Raw genomic sequence first — 25162 nt, 5'->3', positions numbered from 1 at the left:
ACATCCATGAATCTCAAGAGAGTTCTGCCGTACGGCCTCACCGTGGCCCTCGCGCTGCCCCTCGCCGGCCTGAGCCAGGGCACCGCGCTCGCCGCCACCGACTACCAGGCCGAGGACGCGACCGTCGCACAGGGCACCGTGGCCACCAACCACACCGGCTACACGGGCACCGGCTTCGTCGACTACACCAACGTCAAGGGCTCCTATGTGGAGTTCACGGTCAGCGCGGCCTCCGCGGGCACCGCCTCGGTCACCCTGCGGTACGCCAACGGCACCGCCACCGACCGCCCGATGGACATCTCCGTCGGCGGCACGGTGGTCGCCTCCGGCGTCTCCTTCCCGGCCACCGCCGACTGGAACACCTGGGCCACCAAGAGCGTCAACGTCCCGCTGGCCGCGGGCACCAACAAGATCCGCGCCACCGCCACCACCGCCAACGGCGGCCCCAACCTCGACCGCATCAGCGTCGGCACGGCGGCCGACACCCAGGCCCCCACCCGCCCCGGACAGCCCAGCTGCTCCGACATCGGCGAGGACGGCCTCACCCTGGCCTGGGGCGCCTCCACCGACAACGTGAGCGTGACGGCGTACGACCTCTACGAGCACGGCAACAAGATCGGTGAGGCGCCCGGCAGTTCGACGAGCAAGGCACTCACCGGCCTTGCGCCCAACACCACTTACAACCTCACCGTCATCGCCCGCGACGCGGCCGGAAACACCTCCTCGGCCAGCCCGGTCGTCGACTGCACCACCAAGCCCAGCTCCGACACCTCCCCGCCGACGAAGCCGGGCACCCTCTCGGCCGCCAACGTGACCGCGAACAGCGCCGAGTTGACCTGGGGCGCCTCGACGGACGACCGGGCGGTCGTCGCGTACGACGTGCGCAGTGACACCACCGTCTACAAGTCCGTCACGAGCGGAACGTCGACCACGCTCACCGGGCTCGCCTGCAACAGCCCCTACTCCCTGAACGTCGTCGCCCGTGACGCGGCCGGCAATGTCTCCCCGGAGAGCAACACGGTCACCTTCACCACCAAGGCCTGCGCCACCGACGGCGGTGTCCCGTCCTCCATCTCCACGCTCTCCACGGGCTGGACGATCCCCTGGGGCACGTACTGGATGCCCGACGGCCAGACCGCGCTGGTCACCGAGCGGGACGACTTCCGCGTCTGGAAGGTCACCAAGGCGGGGGCGAGGACGCAGGTCGGCACCGTGCCCAACGCGGTGACCACCAACGGCGAGGGCGGTCTCCTGGGCGTCGCCGTCGACCCCAAGTGGGAGACCAACCACTACGTCTACTTCATGCACACCGCGTCCGAGGGCAACCGCGTGGTCCGTATGACATACGACGGAACGACGCTCAGCGACTACAAGGTCCTCCTCCAGGGCATCAAGAAGAACCGCTACCACAACGGCGGCCGCCTCGCCTTCGGCCCCGACGGCTACCTCTACGTCTCCACCGGCGAGGCCCAGACGCCCGCCCTCGCGCAGGACAAGAACTCCCTCAACGGCAAGATCCTGCGCATGACGACGGACGGGAAACCGGCCCCCGGCAACCCGTTCGGCAACTACGTCTACAGCCTCGGCCACCGCAACCCGCAGGGCCTCGCCTTCGACCGCAACGGCCGCCTGTGGGAAGCGGAGTTCGGCAACAGCTCCAAGGACGAACTCAACCTCATCAAGCCGGGCGCCAACTACGGCTGGCCCATCTGCGAGGGCAACTGCAGCACCGCCGGGATGACCAACCCGAAGGCCACCTGGAACGTCTCGGAGGCCTCGCCCAGCGGTATCGCCATCGTCCGCAACGTCGTCTACATGGCGTCCCTGCGCGGCGAGCGGCTGTGGCGGATCCCGATCAACGGTGACAACGAGAGCGTCGGAACGCCGACTGCGTACTACGTCGGGACGTACGGCCGCTTGAGGACCGTGACCAAGGTGCCCGGCGCCGACCAGCTGTGGCTGTCCACCACCAACTGCGACAACAACGGGAACCAGCCGGACGGATCGGACAAGCTCTTCCGCATCAACATCAGTTGATGGACCGTCAGGCCCGGTACAGTGCCTCGACCTCGTTGGCGTAGGCGTTCTCGATCGCCTTGCGCTTCAGCTTCAACGACGGGGTCAGCAGGCCGTGTTCCTCGGTGAACGGCTGGGCCAGTATGCGGAAGGTGCGAATCGACTCGGCCTGTGAGACGAGGGTGTTGGCGGCGACCACCGCGCGCCGTACCTCCGTCTCCAGGTCGGCGTCGCGCACCAGCTCGGCCGGGGACATCTGCGGCTTGCCGCGCATGGTCAGCCAGTGCTCGACGGCCTCCTGGTCGAGGGTGACCAGGGCGGCGATGTAGGGGCGGTCGTTGCCGACGACGATGCACTGGTTGACCAGCGGATGGTCGCGGACGCGCTCCTCCAGCACGCCGGGGGAGACACTCTTGCCGCCGGAGGTCACCAGGATCTCCTTCTTGCGGCCGGTGATGGTGAGATAGCCGTCCTCGTCCAGGGAGCCCAGGTCGCCGGTGGCGAGCCAGCCGTCGTGCAGGGTCTCGTCGGTGGCCTTCTGGTTGTTGAGGTAGCCCTCGAAGATGTTGGGGCCGTGCAGCCAGATCTCGCCGTCGTCCGCGATGTGCACGGTGACGCCCGGGATGGCCTGGCCGACGGTGCCGTAACGGGTGCGCTCGGGCGGGTTGGCGGTCGCGGCCGCCGTCGACTCGGTGAGGCCGTAGCCCTCGTAGATCTGCACGCCCGCGCCCGCGAAGAACAGGCCGAGCCGGCGGTCCATCGCCGAGCCGCCCGACATGGCGTTGCGGATGCGGCCGCCCATCGCGGCCCGCACCTTGGAGTAGACGAGCTTGTCGAACAGCTGGTGCTGCACGCGCAGTCCGGCGGAGGGGCCGGGGCCGATGCCCCAGGCCTTCGCCTCGACGGCGTCCGCGTACTTCACGGCGATCTCGACGGCCTTCTCGAACGGCCCCGCCTTGCCGTCCTTCTCGGCCTTGCGGCGGGAGGCGTTGAAGACCTTCTCGAAGATGTACGGCACCGCGAGGATGAACGTCGGCTTGAACGCCTGCAGATCGGGCAGCAGGGCGGCCGCGTTCAGCTGTGGCTGGTGGCCGAAGCGGACCCCGCCGCGGATCGCGGCGACCTCCACCATCCGCCCGAAGACGTGCGCGAGCGGCAGGAACAGCAGCGTCGACGCCTCGTCGCCCTTCTTGGAGTGGAACACCGACTCCCAGCCGTCGATCATCGTGTCCGCCTCGTACATGAAGCTGCCGTGCGAGATGACACAGCCCTTGGGGCGGCCCGTGGTGCCCGAGGTGTAGATGATCGTCGCCGTCGAGTCGGGCGTGACCGCCTGCCGGTGGCGGTGCACCACCTCGTCGTCGAGGTGGGCGCCCGCGTCGTACAGCTCCTGCACGGCGTTGGAGTCGAGCTGCCACAGCTGGTGCAGGTGCGGCAGCCGGTCGATGACGGTGGCGATCGTCATCGCGTGGTCCTCGTGCTCGACGATCGCCGCCGAACACTCGGCGTCGTACAGCGCCCAGAAACACTGCTCGGCCGAGGAGGTGGGATAGATCGGCACCACCTGGGCGCCGATCGTCCACAGCGCGAAGTCGAACAGCGTCCACTCGTAGCGGGTGCGGGACATGATCGCGACCCGGTCGCCGAACCGGATGCCCCGGGCGAGCAGCCCCTTGGCGAGGGCCAGCACCTCGTCCCGGAACTCGGCCGAGGTCACATCACGCCACTGTCCGAACTCGTCCTTGCGGCCGAGGGCGATGTGCAGCGGGTCGTCGTGGGCACGCTCGAAGACCACGTCGGCCAGACCGCCCACCGGCGGCGACAACGTCAACGGAGGGTTGGTGAACTCGCGCAAACCCCGCTCCCCGCTCCTCAGCGCCCGATTTGAGTGCTACTCCGCACAGGGCGTGAAAGCTACCCCACCCGGGGACAGGGCGGGAGGGGGGCCGAATCCGAGCAGTGCTCAGGTACGCGCTGGTCACGGCCGGAAAATACGCTCACATCCGGAAGGGTCGGACAGAAAACTGACGGTTGAGTAAGTTTCGGTCCCGTAATCTCCACCGAATCTGTACGACCTGGATCCGGCCCCCGACCCACGTCAGCGGCCTCGTCCGCGAGGTGCCGTCGCCTCCTCTGTCAGCGCCGGAGCAGAGGATTCCGTTACTCCCGCCCGGCTCGCGCGCACCGGCCTGACCAGGGCGACCACCAGAGCTCCCGCGGCCGTCGCGGTCAGGCCCGCGACCACCGCCGCCGTGTTGAGCCCCGAGGCGAACGCGGCCCGCAGAGCATGGTCGGAGAAGGCGCCACGCAGCGCCCCGGCCGCACCGCCCGCCAGGGCGTGGGCCGCGTCGTGCGGCAGCGTGTCCTGCATCCGCGAGGTCAGCACGGTGCCGTATACGGCGATGCCGAGCGCAAGGCCGAGCTGCCGGAAGGTGTTGACCGCGCCGCCCGCCATCCCGGCCCGCTCCGGCGGTACGGCGGCCAGCGCCGCACCGGCGATGCCGGGTGCGACCAGCCCCGTGCCGACACCGACCAGCACCAGCCCCGGCGCCAGCACGGACGCCGTCGACCCCGTGTCCAGCACCGTCATGCAGAACTGCCCCGAGCCGACCAGCAGCAGACCGCCGCCGACGGTGATCCGCGCCGGCACCCCGTGCAGCAGCCGACCGCCGACCGCCGCCACCACGAATGCCGACAGCGACATCCACAGGAAGACCAGCCCGCCGCGCACCGGGCTCAGCCCGAGCATCGACTGCATCCATATGGAGTCGTACGCCATGAGGCCGAACGCCCCCGCGCTGAAGGCGAGCGCGCCCAGCATCACGACGGAGAAGCGGGGGTTGAGGAACAGCCGCGGATCCAGCAGCGGATCGGTGCCGCGCTGCTCCACGGCGACGAAGCAGACCAGCGCCGCGGCGGCCGCCGCGAACGCGACGAGGGTGCCCGTCTCGCCCCAGCCGCGCTCCCCGGCCCGCACCGCCCCGTACGTCAGCCCGCCGGCGAAGGCCGCGAACGTCACCGTGCCCGCCCAGTCGATGCGCCGGTCGCGCGAGCCGTGCGACTCCGGCACGACCTTCAGCGTCAGCCACACCGCGACCACGCTGACCGGCAGGTTGACGTAGAAGATCCACCGCCAGCCCGGCCCGTCCGTCAGCACACCGCCGAGCACCGGCCCCACCGCGGCCGCCGCGCCGCTGACCGCGCCCCACACGCCGAGCGCCACGGAACGCCGTTTGCCCTGGTAGACGGAGCCCAGCAGCGGCAGTGTGGTCGCGAGCATCGCCGCCCCACCGAGACCCTGCAGGCAGCGCGAGGCGATCAGCATCCCCGGCCCGCTCGCCAGCCCGCACAGCAGCGAGGCCGTCGCGAACACCACGACACCCACGACGTGCACCCGCCGCCGCCCCACTATGTCGGCCGCGGCGCCCGTGCCCAGCAGTAGCGCGGCCAGCGCCAGCGCGTAAGTGTCCATCACCCACTGCAGATCGCTCAGCGACGCGTGCAGCGATCCGGCCATGTCCGGCAGTGCGACCACCGCGATGGTCACGTCCAGCAACAACATGAACGTGCTCAGGCACACGGCCGTGAGCGGCCCCCATGTGCGCATGTCCTCAACTCCTGTGCTTCGTGTACGTCGGATGCGTATCTCTCCGTACGATGGACGGTGAGCGGCAGATCGCAACGGAAGTCAGGCACCTGGCGACGGAATCCGACGGGAGTGGCCGGAATGGAGATGGAATCCGATGTCTTCGACAAGCTCGACCTGCAACTGCTGAGCGCGCTGGAGGTCAACGGCAGGGCCTCCTTCAGCCGGATCGGCGCCGTGCTCGGCGTCTCCGACCAGACCGTCGCCCGCCGCTACCGGCGGCTGTGCGCCGAGGGCGGCCTGCGCGTCGTCGCGGTCCTGGACAGCGACGCGCTCGACCTGGACCACTGGACGCTGCGGCTGCGCTGCGTGCCCGACAGCGCCCAGACCATCGCGGAGGCGCTCGCCAAACGGCCCGACACCAGCTGGATCGGGCTCGCCTCCGGCGGCACCGAGATCGTGCTCGGCACCCGGCCGCGCAACGCCGGCGACCGCGACGACCTGCTGCTGGGCAAACTCCCGCGCACCCCGCGCCTGCTGGAGATCCGCGCCTACCAGAAGCTGCACCGCTTCTACGGCGGCCCGCAGGGCTGGCTGCAGAAGTTCTCGGCGCTCGCCCCGGACCAGATCGACGCCCTCCTCCCCGACCCCCTGCCCGACCCCGGCCCCGCCCGCATCGACCCGGAGGACGAGCCGCTGCTCGCCGTCCTCGAACGCGACGGCCGTGCCACCTACCCCGAACTCCAGCGCGCCACCGGCCGCTCGGAATCCGCCGTCAAACGACGCCTGGCCACCCTGATCGCCTCCGGCGCGATCTACCTCGACTGCGAGTACAACGCCGAGATCGTCGGCCATCCCCTGTTCGCGGCCCTCTGGCTCACCGTCGCCCCCGCGGCCCTCCACTCGGTCGGCGAGGCCCTCGCCGCCCACGCCCCGATCGCCCACGTCTCCGCGACCGCGGGCCCCACCAACCTCACCGCGACGGCCGTCGTCAGGAACACCTCCGACCTGTACGCGTACATCAGCGGCCCCCTCGGCCACCTGGACGGCGTCCAGCACGTGGAGGCGACGCCGTTCCTGCGCAGCGTCAAACAGCTGACGTACCGGCCACGGCCTCGCTAGGCACTCCGCCCGCGCTGCAGCCGGTCCCCGCCCGCCAGGATCGTCGCCGCCAGGGCGTCCGCCGCGCTCTGGGACGAGGTGGGGCGGCGGCCGTGGATCAGGACGAAGTCGACGCGGCCGAGTTCGGGGAGGCCGAAGCGGTCGGGGACGCGGACCAGGCCGGGCGGGACGAGGCCGCGGGAGTGGGCCATCACGCCGAGGCCCGCGCGGGCCGCCGCGATCAGGGCGCTGAGGCTGCCGCTGGTGCAGGCGATGCGCCAGGACCGGCCCTGCCGTTCCAGGGACTCGAAGGCCAGGGCCCGGGTGATGCCGGGCGGCGGGAAGACGATCAGCGGGACCGGGCGGTCGGGGTCCACGCGCAGCCGCTCCGCACCGATCCACACCAGCTCGTCGTGCCAGACCAGCTCGCCGCGCGGGTCCTCGGGGCGCCGTTTGGCCAGCACCAGGTCCAGTTTCCCGGCCGCGAGCTGCTCGTGGAGCGTGCCGGACAGCTCGACCGTCAGCTCCAGGTCGACCTCGGGATGGTCGTAGCGGAAGCCCTCCAGGATCTCCGGCAGCCGGGTCAGCACGAAGTCCTCCGAGGCGCCGAAGCGCAGCCGGCCGCGCAGCCGGGTACCCGTGAAGAACGCCGTCGCCTGCTCGTGCACCTCCAGGATCCGGCGCGCGAAGCCGAGCATCGCCTCGCCGTCCTCCGTCAGCTCCACGGAGTGGGTGTCCCGGGAGAACAGCTGCCGCCCGGTCGCGTCCTCCAGCCGCCGCACGTGCTGGCTGACCGTCGACTGCCGCAGCCCGAGCCGCCGCGCGGCCTGCGTGAAACTCAGCGTCTGGGCGACCGCCAGGAAGGTACGCAGGTGAGAGGGGTCGTACATACGGACAACGGTAGCCGGTTATCGCGTATCGCGATGGCAGTCAGAGCGGTATGACGGATTCCCGATCGAGCGCCGGAAGAGGACGATGGACGGGGGTCCTCCGGGCCCGGACCGATCCCAGACCGCCGACGACCGCAACAAGCAAGTGGAGCACCGTGAAACGCCTGCAATGGCCGAGTTGGATGCCGATCGACCCGTACATCCTGCTGCTGCTCGGGACGGTCGGCCTCGCGGCGCTCTTCCCGGCGCGCGGGGCGGCGGCCGATGTGGCCTCGGGTGCCTCCACGGCCGCGATCGCCTTCCTCTTCTTCCTGTACGGCGCCCGGCTCTCCACCCGTGAGGCGCTGGACGGGCTCAAGCACTGGCGGCTCCATGTCACGGTCCTGGCCTGTACGTTCGTGATCTTCCCGCTGCTGGGCCTGGCCGCCCGCGGCCTCGTCCCGGTCTTCCTCACGCACCCGCTCTACCAGGGGCTGCTCTTCCTCACGCTCGTCCCGTCGACCATCCAGTCGTCGATAGCCTTCACGTCGATCGCCCGGGGAAACGTCCCGGCGGCGATCTGCGCGGGCTCCTTCTCCTCCCTCGTCGGCATCGTCATCACACCGCTGCTCGCCGCGGCCGTGCTGGGCAGCAGCGCCGGCGGGTTCTCGGCCGACTCGCTCGTCCAGATCGTGCTGCAGCTGCTGGTGCCGTTCCTGGCCGGGCAGGTGCTGCGCCGCTGGATCGGCGGCTTCGTCGCCCGGCACAAGAAGGTCCTCGGCCTGGTCGACCGCGGCTCGATCCTGCTCGTCGTCTACACCGCGTTCAGCGAGGGCATGGTCCAGGGCATCTGGCACCAGGTGAGCCCGCTGCGGCTGGGCGGCCTGCTGGTCGTGGAGGCCGTGCTGCTCGCGGTGATGCTCGTCCTGACCTGGTACGGCGGCAAGGCGCTGCGCTTCAACCGCGAGGACCGCATCGCCATCCAGTTCGCGGGCTCGAAGAAGTCCCTCGCCTCCGGACTGCCCATGGCGAGCGTCCTGTTCGGCGCGCACGCCTCGCTGGCCGTGCTGCCGCTGATGCTCTTCCACCAGATGCAGCTGATGGTGTGCGCGGTGATCGCCAAGCGCCGCTCGCACGACCCGCGCCCGGAAGTCGGGGAAGCCGCCGAGGTCACCGCGTCCGCGCCAGCCGCACCGTCACGAACCGCGGTCGGTACAGCGTCACGTCCGCGTTGATGCTCGCCGAAGCCCCGGTCGTCTCCAGCCAGTTGACGTCGTAGCTCAGCACCAGCCGCCCGTCGCCGCTCAGCTCGGGATGCACCTGCGGGTTGTAAGCGGCGACGCCCGCGCTCGGCAGCGAAGGGCTGAAGTGGCGCGTCGGCCCGTGCCACGGCCCGGTGGGGGAGCAGGCCCAGTAGGAGGTCACGGTGGTCAGTCCCTCCGCCCCCGCGGCCATCGTGAACAGCACATACGTCCCGTCCACCCGCGCCACCGAGAACGCGCTGCCCACCTTCGCCCCGCGCACCGGTTTCGGTGCGGCGCCCCACCGCGACCCGTTCCAGTACTGCCAGGCGGCCGGCTCCCCGAGCCGGCCCTCCGGCACGCGCGCGACATACGCCGACGAGGCCGGCCGGGACGCGGCCTGCCCGTCGTCACCGCCGTACACATACGTCCAGCCGTCCTTCTCGACCAGCGTCGTACCGAACAGCACCCGCTGCGACGGATCGGGCACCAGGCTCTGGTCGAGCACCTTCACCACCGACTCGACCTTCAGATCGGGCAGGGAGAGCGTGGCCACCTCGGTGGCGGTCGGCACTCCGTAGATCCACGGCGACTGCCCGGCCGTCCGCACCCACAGCAGCACCCGTACGACCTTCTCGGACGAACCGGGGGAGCGGGGCTCGACCCGGGCCGCGACCGGCCAGCGCCACTGGTTCGGGGCCGGGTCGGCGAAGAGCGGGGCGGGGAGGGTGCTCTCCAGGCGGCCGCCGCGCATCACCACGGCCGAGTTCCGCACCAGCGGGGCCGTCGTGTCCCGCCACGCGACCGACTCGCCGACCGGGTTGGGCGGGCCGTGCACCTGGCCGAGATAGGTGTCCGAGAACAGCCACAGCACCCGGCCGTCCGGCAGCCGCACCGAGTGGGTGCCGTCGCCGCCGGTCCAGTCGTCGGTGCGGGTCGCGTCGTCGCCGTAGCGGGCGAACTCGCCGGTGAGACGGTCGTCCTTCGTCCACGCGGCAACCGTGCGTGGCGCACAGCCGCCGCCCTCCCGTCCGTCGTCGTCCGGGAGGGCGGTGAGCAGCACGGCACCGAGAACCAGCGTCAGCAGCAGGCCGAGGCCGGTTCCCGTCCGCTGTCGTGCTCGTGTGTCGGCGGGCACCCACGGGACGTTAGTGGCTGCCGCTCACATGGTCCATGGGCAGCCACAGGACGGTGTCCCTCGCCGATGCGCCACCCGCGGTGATCTCCTCGTCGCTCAGCGCGCGGTCCCACACATGCACGTCGTCGATCGCCCCGGTGAAGAACGCCCGGCTGTCCATGCGCTGCCCGACGTGCACACCGAAGGGGGAGTTACGGCTCACCGAACCCGGCACGTCGGCCGTGCTCAGCTGCGTACCGTCGATGAACAGCGTCAGCCGTCCGCCGCCGCGGCGCAGGGCGAGGTGGTGCCACTGCCCGTCGTTGTACGCGCCGCTCGTGCGCACGGCCGCCGACTGCGGGGCCGTCGCACCGTTCCGCACCGTGATCAGCCCCTGGATGCGGTTGCTCGCGGGCTCGCCGCGCAGCCACACCTGCGGCTGACCGGTGCCGATCCCGCCCATCCACAACAGCGGCTGCTCGCCGGTCGTGGCCGAGTACCGGAACCACAGCGACGCCGTGTAGTCCTTCGTCCCGAGCGGCAGTCCATCCCGATACGGCAGCCGTACGGCATCGTCGGCGCCGTCGAACTCCAGCGCCCCGCCGTCCACGCCCTCCGTCTCCTGCGCCCCGCCCAGCACGGCCGCGGGCCTGGCGTACGGCGCCCGGTCGACGGTGGTCGGGTCCGGGCCGCGGCGCGGCCGCAGCCAGTCCTCGGTGAAGCGGGCGAAGCGGATCTCGTCGCGCGCGTCGACGGCACCACCCTCGTACAGCAGCCCCACGGTGTCGTGGTCGATCCGCGCCATGTCGGAGTAGCCCGACCAGTCCGTGGTGACCACCGTGCCGCGGTCCACGCTGTCCCAGGTGCGCCCGCCGTCGTAGGAGGAGCGGACCATCATGGTCCTGCGACGGTCGGGGTCGCCGGGGCAGGCCAGCAGGATGCGGTCGCCCAGCCGCAGCATCGAGCCCTGCACCTGGGGCGTGTAGAGGTCGGGCAGGTCGCGGAACGGGCCGACGAAGCTGCTGCCGCCGTCGCGACTGACCGCCTGGGTGCGATGACCGAGGTCCGTACCGTCCTGCTCACGGCCGCTGACCAGGACCGAGCCGTCGGTGCGCTCGGTGAGCGTGAGCTCGGACGGCTTCTGCCGGAAGGTGCCGTCGTCCGCGATCGGCCAGGAGTCCGTGGCACCGATCCGCCAGTGGTCGCCGGCGTCGTCGCTCACGATCAGCGCGGCGTGGTTGGCGGTGACCCGACTCCCGTCCCAGGTCTCGGTGTTGACGCCGAAGACCAGCCGCCCGGCATGCCTGCCGCGGGTCAGCTGGATGCCGTGCACGGGACCGGTGGCGTACCAGGAGTTCCAGTCGGCCGGAAGGATCTCCCCACTCAGGTCGCGCGGCGCGGACCACGTCACCCCGTCGTCGTCGCTGTACTGCAGATGCGGGGTGCGATCGCACGGAACCGAGCAACTGGAGCCGTCCGCACGGCCCGTGTTGTATGTCTCGGCCAGCAGGATGCGGCCCGTCTCGCGGTCCACGATCGGCGCCGGGTTGCCGTGCGTGTCGCCGCCGCCCTCGTTGACGACCTGGAGCGGGCCCCAGGTGCGGCCGCCGTCCGTGGACCGCTTGAGGACGATGTCTATGTCGGCGGCGTCCCCGCAGTTGAGGACCCGGCCTTCGGCGAACGCCAGCAGCGTGCCGTCCGTGGTCCGCACGATCGCCGGGATGCGGAAGCAGGCGTAGCCGGGATCCCGGGAGGCCTTGAACAGGACCTGCTGCTCGAACCCGCCGGTGGGCGCGGGTGATTGGGCGTGCGCGGGACTCGGCAGCGCGAGCAGTGCGGCCGTGGTGAACACGGCGGTGAGCGTTGATCTCAGACGTGCGCGAAGACGTGACGGCATGGTGCGAACCTGCCCTTCAGAGGTCTGGACATCTGGACATCCCACGTCCAACGTCCGTGTCACAGAGGCTAGTTGCGGTCTCCGGGGCCTCACAAGAACCGTGCGCCTACTCGCCGGGTTCCCGGCGGCGCAGGGCCGGTAGGACGGGAAGTATCGCTGCCGGTCCGGGACTTGGCGCCGGCGCGGGCGCCGCGCCCGCCTTGCGGCAGACCAGGGCGTCCGGGTCGTCGGCCGGGACCTGGAGCGTGTAGCCGTCGGGGCAGGCGGGGCCGGGGTCTCCCTTGGGGCCCGGATCCCCCTTGTCGCCCTTCGGGCCCTGTGCGCCCTGGGCACCCTGGGTGCCGTTGAGGCCCGAGCGCCCCTCGGTGCCGTTGGTTCCGTCGGCTCCCGCGGGCCCGGGTTCGCCCGGCGGTCCGGACGGGCCGGGGGAGCCCTCCGGTCCCTCGGGCCCCGGCGGTCCGGACGGTCCGGGCTCGCCACGCGCCCCGCTCGCGCCATTGGCGCCGGTGGCGCCCGGTGCTCCGCTCGCACCGGCGGCCCCGGGCTCGCCCTTCGCGCCGCGCGCACCCGACTGGGCAACGGGCACCCGGATCCGGTCCAGCAGGTCGTCGACCGCCTCGGACGGGTCGGGTGCCGCCGGGGTGCCGCCGCCCGCCCGGACCTGGGCGCGCAGCGCACGCACGTCCTGCGCCAGCGTGGACACGGCCTGGCCGCGCCGGTCGGCCTCCTCCTGCATCTGGTCGGCGCGGCGGTCGCCGGCGTTGATGCGCGCCCAGAGGATCACCGCGACACCGGAGAGCGCGATCAGCACGCAGACGAGGAAGACGCTGCGCCAGCGCGGGGCCAGCAACCGCTCGAAACGGGACCTCACGGCGCACCTCCGAGGCGGTGGATGTCGAGCCTGAGTCGCGCGATCTCCGACTGGTCGGCCGCGTGCAGGGTGGACAACTCGGTGATCCGCGTGTCCCGCTCGGCAACCTGGCGTTCCAGGCGGTCGCGCTCGGACTGGAGCTTCTCGGTCAGGCTGGAGTAGCCGCTCAACGCGTTCTCCCCGCGTTTGCCCAGATATGCCACGGCGGCTGCGCCCAGCACGCCCGAGGCCGCCAGTAACGAACCGAGCAGCGTGGTGCCGGCATCCAAGTGACTGCCTCCTACTTGGACGACGGATCGCACACGCGACCCGTTGAACTCAGCAAAAGTAACGAGCCACCTGCCGGTGGGGTGTGCCGCCACGGAGGACTACGCCGGACGGGTGGTGACGGAGCGTCAGGGCTGACGCATAGATGCAGATTTCAAGGGCGCAGGACCACTTTGCCCCGATTCCTCCGTGACTCGATCACCGCGTGCGCCTTCGCCGCGTCCTCCAGTCCGAACTCCCCGTGCACGGCGGGCTTCAGCACCCCCTCCGCGAACAACCGCCACAGCTCCCGCCGCCACCGCTCGTACAACTCCGGCTCCCCGCGGGCGATCCGCGCCATCTGGAACCCGACCACGGACTTGGCGCCCACGAGCAGGTCGTACGCCTGGATCGTCCCGCCGCCCGAGCTGTACGCCACCAGCCGCCCGCCGGGCGCGAGCGCGGCGACCGCCGGGGTGAGCAGTTCGCCGCCCACCGCGTCGAGTACGTAGTCGGCGGGGTCGCCCCAGCTCTCGTCGTCGTACGCGATCACATGGTCGGCGCCGAGGGAGCGTACGAAATCGGCCTTTCCCGGATCGGATACGGCGCCCACCACCCGGGCGGCGCCGCCCTGCACCCTCGCCAACTGCACGGCCAGATGGCCGACCCCGCTCGCGGCGGCCGTGACAAGTGCCGCCTCGCCGGGCCCGGGGCGCGCCGCCTCCAGGGCGCCGAGCGCGACCAGCCCGCTGCGGACGAGGGCGACCGCGTCGACGGCGGTCGCGGTGTCCGGGACGGGAGAGGTCATGGCCTCGTGCAGGAGGGCGAAGTCGGCGTAACCGTGCCCGAAGCAAAGGCCGGTCACGCGGTCGCCCGCGCGGTAGCGGGTGACGCCCTCGCCGACTGTCACCACCTCCCCGGCGAGCTCGCCGCCGAGCGGGACGGGTTCGGCGGCCTCGGTGACCTTGCGGACGACGGGGAGAGTGACGCCGACGGCCTCGCAGTGGACGAGGAGTTCACCGGGGCCGGGTTCCGGGGCCGGGGTCTCCTCCAGGAGCAGGGGGCCGCCGGGGCGTTCGTACCGGATACGGCGCATCGCACCTCCAGGCATCGTTGGGGCTCCCAACGAATTCATTGGGAGCCCCAACGGTATTCGTCATTCATTGGGAAGTCCAACGATCTGTCGGTAGGCTGCACGCATGCCCGAAGCCCCGCTCGCCGCGATCCGCTCCCTCCCCAGCTGGCTGCTCGGCCGGGCCGCCGCCCGCGGCCGGGCGCTGGTGGCCGAGGCGTTGGCCGCGGAGGGGCTGAAGATGTGGCACCACGTGGTCCTCTCCGCCGTACGCGATCTCGCCCCCGTCGCCCAGGCCGACCTGGGCCGCAGTGTGCAGCTCGACCCCAAGGACCTGGTCGGCGTCCTCAATGACCTGCAGGCCGCGGGTCATGTCGTGCGCGAACCGGACCCGAAGGACCGGCGCAAGAACGCGGTGTCGCTCACCGAGGGGGGCGCGCGGCTGCTGAAACGCTGCGAGAAGGCGGCGCGCGCGGCGAACGAGGAGCTGCTCGCTCCGCTCTCGGCGGCCGAACGCGACCGGTTCATGGGCCTGTTGATCCGGATTTCCGGCACGGAAGGCTGATACGGAGGGCTGCTGACGGATAACGTTCCGTCATGACCGCACCCCTCGCCCTCGATCCCGCGCGCAGCGCCCTCGTCCTCGTCGATCTGATGGACCGGATCGTCGCGCTGCCTCTGGAGCCCCGCAAAGGGACTGAAGTCCTGTCCGCCGCCGAGGAGTTGACCACCGCCTTCCGCTCGGCCGGTGCGACCGTCGTCCTCATCCGGGTCGAACGCACCGGCGTCGCCGAACAGCCGCCCGGCAGCGGCCTGGTGGCGGGCCTGGCCCGGGAGGGCGACATCGAGATCGTGAAGCGGACGATCGGCGGCTTCCAGGGCACGGGCCTGGACGAGCAGCTGCGCGAACGCGGCGTCCGCACCCTCGTGTTCGGCGGTATCGCCACCAACCTCGGCGTCGAGTCCACCGCCCGCGCCGCCGGCGACCTCGGCTACGACCTGGTCTTCGTCGAGGACGCGATGTCCGCGTTCACGGCCGCCGAGCACGAGGCGTCGGTACGGCTGGACTTCCCGCGGCTGGGGACGGTGGTGACGGCGGCGGAGGTACGGTTCGCGGCCTGAGCCCCGGCCCGGCGTTCCGCAGAGCCTCAGACCAGCGTTCCGCCGCCGTCCACGGTGACGACCGAGCCGGTGCTGTAGCCGCCGCGCATCAGGTACAGGTACGCCTCGGCGACATCCGACGGCTCGCCCACCCGCCCGACCGGGAGCGATCCGGCGGCGGACGCGTACAGGCCCTCGCGCTCCGTCTCGGTCAGGTCCCGCCACAGCTCGGTGCGGACCACGCCCGGCGAGACCACGTTGACGCGGACCGGGGCGAGCTCCAGGGCCAGTGCGCGGGTGAGCGACTCCATCGCCCCGCACAGGCTCGCCGCGACGGTCGTGCCCGGCATGGGGCGGCGGGCCGCGGTGCCCGTTGTCAGGACGACGGAGCCGCCGGGGCGGATCGAGGCGGCACCGTGTTTGACGGCCGTGTACGCGCCCCACAGCCGTGTGTCCAGGAAGCTCCGGGCCCGGCCCAGGTCCGACTCGGCGAGGCTCTCCATCAGGATGGACTCGCCGGCCGTGTAGACGAGGTGGTCGAAGCCGCCGATCCGTCCGAAGAAGCCGCGTACGGCCTCCTCGTCGGTCGCGTCCAGGACGTGCCCCTCGGCGCGGCCGTCCGGCAGCCGCTTCAGCGCGGCGTCCACGCTTTCCTGCCGACGCGAGGCGATCACGACCTCGGCGCCCTCCTCGGCGGCGGCCTCCGCGACCGCCAGCCCGATGCCCGCGGTGCCGCCGATGACGACGATGCGCTGTCCTTGCAGGCTCATGCCGTTCTCCTGATTCGTCTTGTGGTTGTCCGGCGCCATCCAGCCTGCGGTCGCCCCCGATCCGCCGTCCAAGACCTCTTTCGGCGGTGGCGATACCCTGAAGGCATCGCCGACGGAAGGGGCGGCCGTGGACCTCGACCTGCGGAAAGTGCGCTACTTCGTGGCGGTGGCCGAGCTGCTGCACTTCGGGCGCGCGGCCGAGCGGCTGCACATCGCGCAGCCGGTACTGAGCCGTCAGATCCGCGCGCTGGAGAAGGACTTGGGCGCCGAGCTGTTCGTACGGGACAGCCACGGGGTGACGTTGACCGCGGCCGGACGCCAACTCCTGGACGACGCACAGCAGTTGCTCGCCGCCGCCGACGCGACCCGTCGCCGGGTGCACCGGGCTGCGCGCGGTCCGCGCCGGTTCGTCGTCGGCTTCCGGGCGGGCGTCGTCGTCACTCCCGCACTGCGCGCCTTCGGCGCAGCCCACCCCGACGTCGATGTGAAGGCCAGCCGCGTCGAGTGGGACGACCAGGAGCGGCTGATCCTCGACGGGACCGTCGACCTCGCCTACGTCCGCAGGCCGATCGACGAGCGCGGACTCGAACTGTTGCCGCTGTTCACGGAGACGCGGGTGGCGATGCTCCCGGCGGACCACCGGCTCGCCGGCAAGCAGGAGCTGGCCCTGTCGGACCTGTCCGGCGAGACCTGGCTGCGCTACTCGGACCCGGGGCCCGACGACGTGCCGATCCGCACGGTCGAGGAGAAGTTCGAGCGGGTGGCGGCGGGCACGGGGATCACGCTGGTGCCGACGTCCATCGCCGAGCAGTACTCCCGCCCGGACATCACCTATGTGCCCGTACCGGACGCCGAACCCGACCAGGTGTACCTGGCCTGGGAGGCGGACCGCCGGTCGCCCCTGATCGCCGCCTTCGTCGAGACGGTGCGGTCCCAGGTCTGAAGCGGGGCCCCGCGGCGCAGGGGGCGCTCCCCGCCGGTCGGGGCCCCGCCGCCGTGTCGCGGGGAGCCGGTCAGCTCTGGGCGGCCGCGGTCCGTAGAGCGATGCGGTCTTCGCCCGCGTACACGTTCATGGAGGCGCCCCGCAGGAAGCCCACGAGGGTCAGGCCGGTCTCCGCGGCCAGGTCCACCGCCAGGGAGGAGGGGGCCGAGACGGCCGCCAGGACCGGGATGCCGGCCATCACGGCCTTCTGGGCCAGCTCGAAGGACGCCCGGCCCGAGACCAGGAGGATGGTGCGGGACAGCGGCAGGTCGCCGTTCTGCAGGGCGCGGCCGACCAGCTTGTCCACGGCGTTGTGGCGGCCCACGTCCTCCCGTATGTCGAGGAGCTCGCCGTCTTCGGTGAACAGGGCCGCCGCGTGCAGACCCCCGGTCCGGTCGAAGACCCGCTGGGCCGCGCGGAGCCGGTCGGGGAGGCTCGCGAGGAGTTCGGGTTCGACACGGACCGGGGGAGTGTCGGCTATCGGCCAGCGGGCCGTCGTACGCACCGCGTCCAGGCTCGCCTTGCCGCACAGTCCGCAGGACGAGGTGGTGTAGACGTTCCGCTCGAGGGTGATGTCGGGGATGGTCACGCCCGGCGCGGTCCTCACGTCCACCACGTTGTACGTGTTGGAGCCGTCGACCGTGGCGCCCGCGCAGTACACGATGTTCTGCAGGTCGGACTGCTCGGCGAGCACGCCCTCGCTGACCAGGAAGCCCGCGGCCAGCGCGAAGTCGTCGCCCGGGGTGCGCATGGTGATCGCGAGCGGCTTGCCGTTCAGCCGGATCTCCAGCGGTTCCTCGGCGACGAGGGTGTCCGGGCGGGTGGAGACCGCCCCGTCCCGGATGCGGATCACCTTGCGTCGTTCCGTGACTCGTCCCATGTGTGCCTCAGTCCCGGTTCTGTACGTGCTGGTAGCCGAAGCGGCCCTTGATGCAGAGGTTGCCGTGGGTCACCGGGTTGTCGTGCGGGGAGGTGACCTTCACGATCTCATTGTCCTGCACGTGGAGAGTGAGGTTGCAGCCCACTCCGCAGTAGGCGCACACGGTGGTCGTCTCGGTCTGCTCGGTCTCGTCCCACGTACCCGCCGCCCGCATGTCGAACTCCGACTTGAACGACAGCGCCCCGGTCGGGCACACCTCGATGCAGTTGCCGCAGTACACGCACGCCGAGTCGGTCAGCGGGGCGTCGTGCTCGACCGCGATCCGTGCGTCGAATCCGCGGCCGGAGACCGAGATCGCGAAGGTGTTCTGCCACTGGTCACCGCACGCGTCCACGCACTTGTAGCAGAGGATGCACTTGTCGTAGTCGCGCACATACAGATCGTTGTCGACCTTGGGTTCCTCGTTGAGGCGGGCCGCGTCCGGGCCGAAGCGGTCCGGCTTCGCCTCGTACTCCTTGATCCATTCAGCGACTTGTGGAGTCGTCGACAAGTCGACCGAGGAGGCGAGCAGTTCGAGGACGATCTTGCGGCTGTGCCGGGCCCGCTCGGTGTCGGTCCGCACCTCCATGCCGGGCTCGGCCTTGCGGGAGCAGGCCGGCACGAGGGTCCGGGAGCCCTCGACCTCGACCACGCACACCCGGCAGGCGTTCTTCGGCCGCAGGGTGTCGCCCTCGCACAGCGTCGGCACGTCCTTCCCGGCGGCCCGGCAGGCGTCGAGGATCGTCGATCCCTCGGGCGCCCGGACGGCCTTCCCGTCGATCGTGAACTCCAGCAGCCGGCGCGGGATCCCCAGCGGTGTCACGGTCATTCGTACGCCCCCAGACGGTCGATGGCGGATTCCACGGCGTTCCACGCGGTCTGCCCCAGACCGCAGATCGAGGCGTCCCGCATCGCGCGGCCGACCTCCCTGAGCAGGGCGATGTCGTCGGCGGCCGCCGCACCCGTGCACTCCACGATCCGGTGCAGCGCCTCCTCCTGCCGCACCGTCCCGACCCGGCACGGCACGCACTGCCCGCACGACTCGTCCCGGAAGAACTCGGCGATCCGCAGCAGCAGCCGGGGGAGCGGCACGGTGTCGTCGAAGGCCATGACGACCCCCGAGCCGAGCGTCGTGCCCGCCTCCCGCGTGCCTTCGAAGGTGAGCGGGATGTCCAGTTCGTCCGGCTGTACGAAGCCGCCCGCCGCGCCGCCGAGCAGCACCGCCCGCAGACGGTCGCGTACGCCTGCCTTCGCCAGCAGGTCGCCGAGCGTGGCACCGAACGGCAGCTCGTAGATGCCGGGCCGCTCCACGCTCCCGGACACGCAGAACAGCTTCGGGCCGGTGGACCGATCCGTCCCGATCGCCGCGTACGCCGGGGCACCCATGGTCAGGATCGGCAGCACGTTGATCAGTGTCTCGACGTTGTTCTCGACCGTCGGCTTGCCGAACAGCCCCTTCTCCACCGGGAACGGCGGCTTCGAGCGCGGTTCGCCCCGATAGCCCTCGATGGAGTTGAACAGGGCCGTCTCCTCGCCGCAGATGTAGGCGCCCGCACCGCGCCGGATCTCGAGGTCGAAGGCGTAGCCGTGGCCGAGGACGTTCTCGCCGAGGAAGCCACGCGCGCGTGCCTGGTCGATGGCGTGCTGGACACGCCTCAGCGCCCGTGGGTACTCGCCGCGCAGGTACACGTACCCCTTGTGCGCACCGGTCGCGTACGCCGCGATGGTCATCGCCTCGACCAGCGCGTACGGGTCGCCCTCCATGATCACGCGGTCCTTGAAGGTGCCCGGTTCGGACTCGTCGGCGTTGCAGACCAGGTAGTGGGGGTGGTCGGGCTGGGACGCCGTGGCCTGCCATTTGCGGCCGGTGGGGAAGGCGGCGCCGCCGCGCCCGACCAGGCCGGAGTCGGTGACCTCGCGGATGACTCCGGCGGGACCGAGCTCGAAGGCCCGGCGCAGGGCGGTGTAGCCGCCGTTCGCTCGGTAGTCGTCCAGCGAAGACGGGTCCACGACCCCGACGCGCTTCAGCAGGACGAGGCCGTCCTGCCCCGCCTGCGGTACGGCCGTCGCGGCCGGCGGCTCCTGCGCCGCCGAGTCCGGGGCGTCGGCGGCGAGGACTGCCTCGTGGACGGTCGCCGGCGCCGACACCGCCGTACGCACCGGGTCGCCCGCCTTGATCGCGAGCGCCGCCGGAGCCCGCTCGCACAGGCCGAGGCAGGGGCTGCGCTCCACGTGCACGCCACTCCCGAGCCCCAGCCGCGACTCGACCCCGGCGCACAGCTCGGACGCCCCGGCCGCCGCGCACGCGAGGTCCGTGCAGACGTGGAGCACGGTGGCGGGGCGCGGCCTGACCGAGAACATGGCGTAGAAGGTCGCGACGCCGTACGCCTCCGCCGGTGGCACGGTCAGCCGCCGGCACAGGTAGTCGAGGGCGCCCTCGCTGATCCAGCCGATCCGGTCGTTGATCGCGTGCAGCCCCGGCAGCAGCAGGTCGCGGCGGTCCCGGGCCGCGCGGCCGCCGTGCGCCCACCTCAGGTCGGCGTCGGAACGGTCCGCGCCCTCCCAGGACGACTCCGGAGGGCCCAACAGGGCGTCCACGGCAGCCCGTTCGTCGTCCGTCGGCTTGCTGTCGCCGAAGTGCAGGTCCACTTACGTCACCTCACGATGGTCGCGACGGGTAGCTTCTCGATCCGGATCGCCGACGCCTTGAACTCCGCCGTCCCCGCGATCGGGCAATTCGCCTCGATCGTCAGCTGGTTGGTGTCCACCTCGTCGGGAAAGTGCATGGTCATGAAGGCCAGCCCGGGCCTGAGGGCCGGATCGACCCACACCGGCGCCACCACCGCGCCGCGCCGCGAGGACACCTGCACCTCCTCGCCGACCACGACCCCGTACCGCTCGGCGTCCTCCGGGCACAGCTCGATGTACTCGCCGCGCCGCAGCGGCGAGGCGAAACTCCCGCTCTGCACACCGGTGTTGTACGAGTCGAGCCGCCGCCCGGTCGTCAGCCGGATCGGGAACTGCTCGTCCGTGAGATCGACCGGCGGATCGTGCTGGACGATCCCGAAGGGCGCCGGCATCCCGCGCCTGACGGGGTCCTTCTCCCACAACCGGCCGTGCAGATACGTCGGTTCGAGCTCCTCCGTGCTGGGGCACGGCCACTGGATGCCCTGGTGCTCCTCCAGGCGTTCGTACGTCATCCCGTAGTGGTCCGGCGAGACGGACCTGAGCTCGTTCCACACGGCCTCGGAGTCGGCGTACTTCCACTCGTGGCCGAGGCGTGCCGCAAGGTCGCAGATGATGTCGATGTCCTCGCGGGCCTCGCCGGGCGGGGTGACCGCACGCCGTACCCGCTGAACTCGCCGCTCGCTGTTGGTGGTTGTGCCGTCGGTCTCCGCCCAGCCGGCGGTGGCCGGGAGGATCACGTCCGCGAGCTCGGCCGTCTTCGTGAGGAAGATGTCCTGCACGACCAGGAAGTCCAGCTGCTGCATACGCCGTACGGCCTGCTCGCTGTCGGCCTCCGACTGCGCCGGGTTCTCGCCGATGCAGTAGACGGCCTTCAGGGTGCCCTCCTCCATCGCCTCGAACATCTCGGTGAGGTTCAGCCCGTAGTGCGGCTGGATGACGGTGTCCCAGGCCGACTCGAACTTCAGACGCGAGTCCGGGTCGAGGATGTCCTGGAAGCCGGGCAGGCGGTTGGGGATCGCGCCCATGTCGCCGCCGCCCTGCACGTTGTTCTGGCCGCGCAGGGGCTGCAACCCGGCGCCGTACCGGCCGACTTGGCCGGTCAGCAGCGACAGGTTGATCAGCGCACGGACGTTGTCGGTGCCGTTGTGGTGCTCGGTGATGCCGAGGGTCCAGCACAGCTGGGCGCGCTCGGCGCGGGCGTACGCGTGCGCCAACTCCCTTATGGCGCGGGCCGGTACGCCCGTCACCTTCTCGGCCAGGGAGAGGGTCCAGGGCTCGACGAGCTTCTTGTACTCCTCGAAGCCGGAGGTGGCCCGCTCGATGAACGCCTCGTTGGCCAGGCCCGCGTGGATGATCTCGCGGCCGATCGCGTGCGCCATCGGGATATCGGTGCCGACGTTGAGGCCGAGCCAGCTCTCCGCCCACTCGGCGGTCGACGTACGGCGCGGGTCCACGGCGTACATCCGGGCGCCGTTCCTGATCCCCTTCAGGACGTGCTGGAAGAAGATCGGGTGCGCGAAGCGGGCGTTGGAGCCCCACATCACGATGACGTCCGTGTGCTCGATCTCCTCGTACGACGAGGTGCCGCCGCCCGAGCCGAACGCGGCCGAGAGGCCGGCGACGCTCGGGGCGTGGCACGTGCGGTTGCAGGAGTCGACGTTGTTGGTGCCCATGACGACGCGGGCGAACTTCTGCGCCACGTAGTTCATCTCGTTGGTCGCGCGGGCGCAGGAGAACATGCCGAACGCGTCGCGGTTGCGCTGCAGACCGCGTGCCGCGCGGTCCAGGGCCTCCTCCCAACTCGCCGGTCGAAAGGGCTCGTTGCGGGAGTCGCGGACGAGCGGGTGGGTGAGCCGGGTGTAGGTCTTCGGGGTCCGGTTCCTCTTGCTCATGCGGCAGTCCTCTTGTCGCTCATGCGGCAGTCCTCAGTGCGAGCAGGTCCGAGATGGCGTGCACGGTGCGCAGGGTGGGCACCTCGACGCCGGTGATCTCCGCCAACTCGACGACGGCGGCGAGGAGTACGTCGAGCTCGAGCGGTTTGCCGCGCTCCAGGTCCTGGAGCGTGGAGGTGCGGTGGTCGCCGACGCGTTCGGCGCCGGCCAGGCGGCGTTCGATGGAGACGCCGACCTCGCAGCCGAGGGCCTCGGCGACGGCGAGTGTCTCGGCCATCATCGTCTCGATGACCTTGCGGGTGCCGCCGTGCAGACACATCTGCCGCATGGTGGCGCGGGCCAGCGCGCTGATCGGGTTGAACGAGATGTTGCCGAGCAGCTTGAGCCAGATGTCGTTGCGAAGATGCGGCTCCACCGGGCATTTCAGGCCACCGGCGATCATGGCCTCGCTGAAGCTCAGGCAGCGCTTGGAGACGCTGCGGTCGGGCTCGCCGACGGAGAACCGGGTGCCTTCCAAGTGCCGTACGACTCCCGGTCCTTCGAGCTCGGTGGCCGCGTAGACGACACACCCGATGGCCCTCTGGGGCGCGAGCACCGCACTGACCGCGCCGTTCGGGTCCACGCTCTCGACGCGGTGGCCGTCGTGGGGGCCGCCGTGCCGGTGGAAGTACCACCAGGGGATGCCGTTCTGGGCGGCGATCACCGCCGTGGTGTCGTGCAGAAGGGGCTCGATCAGCGGCCCGCACGCCGCGTACGAGTTGGCCTTCAGGCCCAGGAAGACGTAGTCGACCGGGCCGATCTCGGCCGGGTCGTCGGTGGCGTGGGCGCGCGCGGTGAAGTCGCCGCGCGGGCTCAGCACCCGTACTCCGTGCTGCCTCATGGCCGCCAAGTGCGGTCCACGGGCCACGAGATGGACGTCGGCACCGGCGCGGTGGAGCGCGGCTCCGACATAGGCGCCGATCGCACCGGCGCCCAGGACTGCGACTTTCATGACGAGGGAGCTCCGTTCGGTCGAGGGATACCGCGGAGATGGCGCACTGTCGAACTCTGTCGACTGAATATTGTCTACAGTATGGGGATGGGGGCGACAAGACTTCGCGCACGGTTCGGAAAACCGGGCGGTACGACCGTTCGGCGCGCCCTGCATACCGCTCATCGCATACGGTCGACGCGCCGCCTTCTCAACTCCCTTGCCGCTGCCTACGGTTCGGGATCATGAGTCCCCCTGTCGCGCCGGCCGGTTGGAGCCGCTGGCTCGTACCCCCCGCCGCCCTCTCCGTCCATCTCTCCATCGGCCAGGCCTACGCCTGGAGCGTGTTCAAGCCGCCCCTGGAGTCCTCGCTGGGCCTCAGCGGCACACAGAGCGCGTTGCCGTTCCAGCTCGCCATCGTGATGCTCGGCCTGTCCGCCGCGTTCGGCGGCACGCTGGTCGAACGCAACGGGCCGCGCTGGGCGATGACCGTCGCCCTGGTCTGTTTCTCGTCCGGCTTCCTGATCTCCGCGCTCGGTGCGTCCACCGAGCAGTACTGGCTGATCGTCCTCGGCTACGGCTTCGTCGGCGGCATCGGCCTGGGCATCGGCTACATCTCGCCCGTCTCCACATTGATCAAGTGGTTCCCGGATCGCCCCGGAATGGCCACGGGCATCGCCATCATGGGCTTCGGCGGCGGCGCGCTCATCGCCTCGCCCTGGTCGACGCAGATGCTGGAGTCGTTCGGCAGCGACAGCTCCGGGATCGCGCTCGCGTTCCTCGTGCACGGGCTGTCGTACGCCGTCTTCATGTCGCTCGGCGTGCTGCTGGTGCGGGTGCCGCGCGGCGAGAAGCCGGTGGAGGGCGCGCCGAGCGTTCTCCAGGGGCCGCAGGTCTCCGCCAACAGTGCCATCCGCACACCGCAGTTCTGGTGTCTGTGGGTCGTGCTCTGTATGAACGTGACCGCTGGCATCGGCATCCTGGAGAAGGCCGCCCCGATGATCCAGGACTTCTTCAAGGACACCTCCACCCCGGTCTCGGTGTCGGCCTCGGCGGGCTTCGTGGCGCTGCTCTCCGCCGCCAACATGGCGGGCCGGATCGGCTGGTCGTCCACCTCCGACCTGATCGGACGCAAGAACATCTACCGCGTCTATCTGGGCTTCGGCGCGGTGATGTACGGCCTGATCGCGCTGTTCGGCGACTCGTCGAAGCCGCTGTTCGTGCTGTGCGCGATGGTGATCCTGTCCTTCTACGGCGGTGGGTTCGCGACCATCCCGGCCTACCTGAAGGACCTCTTTGGAACGTATCAAGTCGGTGCCATCCACGGCCGGTTGCTCACCGCATGGTCCCTGGCGGGCGTCCTCGGACCGCTGATCGTGAACTGGATCGCCGACCACCAGAAGGACGCCGGCAAGAGCGGCGCGTCCCTGTACGGACTCTCCTTCATCATCATGATCGGCCTGCTCGTCGTCGGCTTCGTCGCCAACGAACTGGTCCGGCCCGTCAATGCCCGCCACCACATTCCCGCCCCGAGGGAGGAGACCGTCGATGTCGAACGACAACAGCCAGAGTCCGCCTGACCGTCGCCCACTGATCGCCTTCGCCTGGCTGTGGGTGGGGGCGCCGCTCGCGTACGGGGTGTACGAGCTCGTACAGAAGGCGACGAAGCTGTTCACCGGGTGACGGAACCGGTTCACCCGGTGACGGTCCGGTTCACCGGGTGACTGTTCGGTAGGTGCTCGGGCGTCCGAGAGTCTGACAGAAGCTGACAACGAGGGCGCCCGAATCCTGTCGTCTTGGCTGCCGCCGTACCCGTGAGTCACT

At 70.9% G+C, this 25162-nt stretch carries 22 protein-coding genes; 8 read left to right on the top strand and 14 right to left on the bottom strand.

Going from position 1 to position 25162, the window contains the following annotated elements; genetic code table 11:
- Nucleotides 1-6: 6 nt before the first annotated feature.
- Nucleotides 7-2037 carry a PQQ-dependent sugar dehydrogenase gene (locus ACFY1L_RS03895; protein ID WP_388817680.1) on the top strand — a complete coding sequence of 677 codons (2031 nt, stop codon included), beginning with the start codon at nucleotides 7-9 and terminating at the stop codon, nucleotides 2035-2037.
- A gap of 7 nt (nucleotides 2038-2044) precedes the next feature.
- On the opposite strand, the gene ACFY1L_RS03890 is transcribed toward ACFY1L_RS03895, so the two are convergent.
- Together ACFY1L_RS03890 and ACFY1L_RS03885 are read right to left on the bottom strand one after the other, a co-directional pair.
- The gene (locus ACFY1L_RS03890) at nucleotides 2045-3871 is read right to left on the bottom strand and encodes an AMP-dependent synthetase/ligase (protein WP_388817677.1); all 1827 of its coding nucleotides are present in this window, start codon (nucleotides 3869-3871) and stop codon (nucleotides 2045-2047) included.
- 243 nt (nucleotides 3872-4114) lie between these two features.
- Nucleotides 4115-5623, bottom strand: coding sequence for an MFS transporter (locus tag ACFY1L_RS03885; RefSeq protein WP_388817674.1), 1509 nt, complete (start codon nucleotides 5621-5623; stop codon nucleotides 4115-4117).
- Between the two features lie 120 nt (nucleotides 5624-5743).
- On the opposite strand from ACFY1L_RS03885, the gene ACFY1L_RS03880 reads away from it, so the two are divergent.
- Nucleotides 5744-6724: an Lrp/AsnC family transcriptional regulator gene (locus tag ACFY1L_RS03880; RefSeq protein WP_388817671.1), complete on the top strand. Its 981-nt coding sequence runs from the start codon at nucleotides 5744-5746 to the stop codon at nucleotides 6722-6724.
- Here ACFY1L_RS03880 and ACFY1L_RS03875 read toward each other — a convergent pair.
- Complete coding sequence (locus ACFY1L_RS03875) at nucleotides 6721-7593, bottom strand: LysR substrate-binding domain-containing protein (protein ID WP_388817668.1); 873 nt, start codon at nucleotides 7591-7593, stop codon at nucleotides 6721-6723. The two genes, ACFY1L_RS03880 and ACFY1L_RS03875, sit on opposite strands and share 4 nt — an antisense overlap.
- Before the next feature lie 182 nt (nucleotides 7594-7775).
- Between ACFY1L_RS03875 and ACFY1L_RS03870 the strand changes: the two genes are divergently transcribed.
- On the top strand, nucleotides 7776-8807 hold the full coding sequence (locus tag ACFY1L_RS03870; RefSeq protein WP_388818927.1) for a bile acid:sodium symporter family protein: 1032 nt from the start codon (nucleotides 7776-7778) through the stop codon (nucleotides 8805-8807).
- On the opposite strand, the gene ACFY1L_RS03865 is transcribed toward ACFY1L_RS03870, so the two are convergent.
- The 5 genes from ACFY1L_RS03865 to ACFY1L_RS03845 all read right to left on the bottom strand — a co-directional run bounded on the left by ACFY1L_RS03865 (nucleotide 8743) and on the right by ACFY1L_RS03845 (nucleotide 14040).
- Complete coding sequence (locus tag ACFY1L_RS03865) at nucleotides 8743-9951, bottom strand: DUF4185 domain-containing protein (RefSeq protein ID WP_388817665.1); 1209 nt, start codon at nucleotides 9949-9951, stop codon at nucleotides 8743-8745. The genes ACFY1L_RS03870 and ACFY1L_RS03865 overlap by 65 nt on opposite strands.
- 10 nt (nucleotides 9952-9961) lie before the next feature.
- On the bottom strand, nucleotides 9962-11827 hold the full coding sequence (locus ACFY1L_RS03860) for an exo-alpha-sialidase (protein ID WP_388817662.1): 1866 nt from the start codon (nucleotides 11825-11827) through the stop codon (nucleotides 9962-9964).
- A gap of 106 nt (nucleotides 11828-11933) precedes the next feature.
- Nucleotides 11934-12698: a collagen-like protein gene (locus tag ACFY1L_RS03855; RefSeq protein ID WP_388817659.1), complete on the bottom strand. Its 765-nt coding sequence runs from the start codon at nucleotides 12696-12698 to the stop codon at nucleotides 11934-11936.
- On the bottom strand, nucleotides 12695-12967 hold the full coding sequence (locus ACFY1L_RS03850) for a hypothetical protein (protein WP_388817657.1): 273 nt from the start codon (nucleotides 12965-12967) through the stop codon (nucleotides 12695-12697). The genes ACFY1L_RS03855 and ACFY1L_RS03850 overlap by 4 nt, the downstream gene beginning before the upstream one ends.
- Nucleotides 12968-13119: 152 nt before the next feature.
- The gene (locus ACFY1L_RS03845; protein ID WP_388817654.1) at nucleotides 13120-14040 is read right to left on the bottom strand and encodes a zinc-binding alcohol dehydrogenase family protein; all 921 of its coding nucleotides are present in this window, start codon (nucleotides 14038-14040) and stop codon (nucleotides 13120-13122) included.
- A gap of 103 nt (nucleotides 14041-14143) precedes the next feature.
- Between ACFY1L_RS03845 and ACFY1L_RS03840 the strand changes: the two genes are divergently transcribed.
- Nucleotides 14144-14581 carry a MarR family winged helix-turn-helix transcriptional regulator gene (locus ACFY1L_RS03840; RefSeq protein WP_388817651.1) on the top strand — a complete coding sequence of 146 codons (438 nt, stop codon included), beginning with the start codon at nucleotides 14144-14146 and terminating at the stop codon, nucleotides 14579-14581.
- Between the two features lie 32 nt (nucleotides 14582-14613).
- The gene (locus tag ACFY1L_RS03835; RefSeq protein ID WP_388817649.1) at nucleotides 14614-15138 is read left to right on the top strand and encodes an isochorismatase family protein; all 525 of its coding nucleotides are present in this window, start codon (nucleotides 14614-14616) and stop codon (nucleotides 15136-15138) included.
- Nucleotides 15139-15164: 26 nt separating this feature from the next.
- Here ACFY1L_RS03835 and ACFY1L_RS03830 read toward each other — a convergent pair whose 3' ends face one another.
- Complete coding sequence (locus ACFY1L_RS03830; RefSeq protein WP_388817646.1) at nucleotides 15165-15887, bottom strand: SDR family oxidoreductase; 723 nt, start codon at nucleotides 15885-15887, stop codon at nucleotides 15165-15167.
- Nucleotides 15888-16014: 127 nt separating this feature from the next.
- Between ACFY1L_RS03830 and ACFY1L_RS03825 the strand changes: the two genes are divergently transcribed.
- Nucleotides 16015-16830 carry a LysR family transcriptional regulator gene (locus ACFY1L_RS03825; RefSeq protein ID WP_388817643.1) on the top strand — a complete coding sequence of 272 codons (816 nt, stop codon included), beginning with the start codon at nucleotides 16015-16017 and terminating at the stop codon, nucleotides 16828-16830.
- A 70-nt stretch (nucleotides 16831-16900) separates the two neighbouring features.
- On the opposite strand, the gene fdhD is transcribed toward ACFY1L_RS03825, so the two are convergent.
- The 5 genes from fdhD to ACFY1L_RS03800 are packed head-to-tail and all read right to left on the bottom strand — an operon-like array spanning nucleotide 16901 to nucleotide 23359.
- Nucleotides 16901-17749: a formate dehydrogenase accessory sulfurtransferase FdhD gene (gene fdhD / locus ACFY1L_RS03820; protein WP_388817640.1), complete on the bottom strand. Its 849-nt coding sequence runs from the start codon at nucleotides 17747-17749 to the stop codon at nucleotides 16901-16903.
- Between the two features lie 7 nt (nucleotides 17750-17756).
- Nucleotides 17757-18617 carry a 2Fe-2S iron-sulfur cluster-binding protein gene (locus ACFY1L_RS03815; RefSeq protein WP_388817637.1) on the bottom strand — a complete coding sequence of 287 codons (861 nt, stop codon included), beginning with the start codon at nucleotides 18615-18617 and terminating at the stop codon, nucleotides 17757-17759.
- Complete coding sequence (locus tag ACFY1L_RS03810) at nucleotides 18614-20437, bottom strand: NAD(P)H-dependent oxidoreductase subunit E (protein WP_388817634.1); 1824 nt, start codon at nucleotides 20435-20437, stop codon at nucleotides 18614-18616. Before ACFY1L_RS03810 ends, ACFY1L_RS03815 begins: the two co-directional genes overlap by 4 nt.
- A 5-nt stretch (nucleotides 20438-20442) precedes the next feature.
- On the bottom strand, nucleotides 20443-22368 hold the full coding sequence (locus ACFY1L_RS03805) for a molybdopterin oxidoreductase family protein (RefSeq protein WP_388817631.1): 1926 nt from the start codon (nucleotides 22366-22368) through the stop codon (nucleotides 20443-20445).
- A gap of 19 nt (nucleotides 22369-22387) precedes the next feature.
- A complete protein-coding gene (locus ACFY1L_RS03800) occupies nucleotides 22388-23359 on the bottom strand; it encodes a 2-dehydropantoate 2-reductase (RefSeq protein ID WP_388817628.1) in 972 nt (323 codons plus the stop codon).
- A 224-nt stretch (nucleotides 23360-23583) separates the two neighbouring features.
- Between ACFY1L_RS03800 and ACFY1L_RS03795 the strand changes: the two genes are divergently transcribed.
- Together ACFY1L_RS03795 and ACFY1L_RS03790 are read left to right on the top strand one after the other, a co-directional pair.
- Nucleotides 23584-24918 (top strand): OFA family MFS transporter, encoded by a 1335-nt coding sequence (locus ACFY1L_RS03795; protein WP_388817625.1) that lies wholly within the window; start codon nucleotides 23584-23586, stop codon nucleotides 24916-24918.
- Entirely contained in the window at nucleotides 24887-25021 is a 135-nt protein-coding gene (locus tag ACFY1L_RS03790) for a hypothetical protein (RefSeq protein WP_388817622.1), read from the top strand. Before ACFY1L_RS03795 ends, ACFY1L_RS03790 begins: the two co-directional genes overlap by 32 nt.
- The last annotated feature ends 141 nt before the right edge of the window (nucleotides 25022-25162 follow it).

It is taken from the genome of Streptomyces sp. NPDC001663 (genome assembly GCF_042893105.1).
Classification (GTDB): domain Bacteria; phylum Actinomycetota; class Actinomycetes; order Streptomycetales; family Streptomycetaceae; genus Streptomyces.
Note: the sequence above shows the minus strand (reverse complement) of the source record. Positions and strands in the feature narration are given on the sequence as shown.

What these genes read in the sequence shown, in the direction of transcription:
- ACFY1L_RS03790 (WP_388817622.1), top strand. Translation starts at nt 24,887, where the DNA reads ATGTCGAACGACAACAGCCAGAGTCCGCCTGACCGTCGCCCACTGATC.
- ACFY1L_RS03830 (WP_388817646.1), bottom strand. Translation starts at nt 15,887, where the DNA reads ATGAGCCTGCAAGGACAGCGCATCGTCGTCATCGGCGGCACCGCGGGC.
- fdhD (WP_388817640.1), bottom strand. Translation starts at nt 17,749, where the DNA reads ATGGGACGAGTCACGGAACGACGCAAGGTGATCCGCATCCGGGACGGG.
- ACFY1L_RS03885 (WP_388817674.1), bottom strand. Translation starts at nt 5,623, where the DNA reads ATGCGCACATGGGGGCCGCTCACGGCCGTGTGCCTGAGCACGTTCATG.
- ACFY1L_RS03845 (WP_388817654.1), bottom strand. Translation starts at nt 14,040, where the DNA reads ATGCGCCGTATCCGGTACGAACGCCCCGGCGGCCCCCTGCTCCTGGAG.
- ACFY1L_RS03805 (WP_388817631.1), bottom strand. Translation starts at nt 22,368, where the DNA reads ATGAGCAAGAGGAACCGGACCCCGAAGACCTACACCCGGCTCACCCAC.
- ACFY1L_RS03875 (WP_388817668.1), bottom strand. Translation starts at nt 7,593, where the DNA reads ATGTACGACCCCTCTCACCTGCGTACCTTCCTGGCGGTCGCCCAGACG.
- ACFY1L_RS03815 (WP_388817637.1), bottom strand. Translation starts at nt 18,617, where the DNA reads ATGACCGTGACACCGCTGGGGATCCCGCGCCGGCTGCTGGAGTTCACG.
- ACFY1L_RS03835 (WP_388817649.1), top strand. Translation starts at nt 14,614, where the DNA reads ATGACCGCACCCCTCGCCCTCGATCCCGCGCGCAGCGCCCTCGTCCTC.
- ACFY1L_RS03800 (WP_388817628.1), bottom strand. Translation starts at nt 23,359, where the DNA reads ATGAAAGTCGCAGTCCTGGGCGCCGGTGCGATCGGCGCCTATGTCGGA.
- ACFY1L_RS03860 (WP_388817662.1), bottom strand. Translation starts at nt 11,827, where the DNA reads ATGCCGTCACGTCTTCGCGCACGTCTGAGATCAACGCTCACCGCCGTG.
- ACFY1L_RS03870 (WP_388818927.1), top strand. Translation starts at nt 7,776, where the DNA reads ATGCCGATCGACCCGTACATCCTGCTGCTGCTCGGGACGGTCGGCCTC.
- ACFY1L_RS03880 (WP_388817671.1), top strand. Translation starts at nt 5,744, where the DNA reads ATGGAGATGGAATCCGATGTCTTCGACAAGCTCGACCTGCAACTGCTG.
- ACFY1L_RS03795 (WP_388817625.1), top strand. Translation starts at nt 23,584, where the DNA reads ATGAGTCCCCCTGTCGCGCCGGCCGGTTGGAGCCGCTGGCTCGTACCC.
- ACFY1L_RS03840 (WP_388817651.1), top strand. Translation starts at nt 14,144, where the DNA reads ATGCCCGAAGCCCCGCTCGCCGCGATCCGCTCCCTCCCCAGCTGGCTG.
- ACFY1L_RS03895 (WP_388817680.1), top strand. Translation starts at nt 7, where the DNA reads ATGAATCTCAAGAGAGTTCTGCCGTACGGCCTCACCGTGGCCCTCGCG.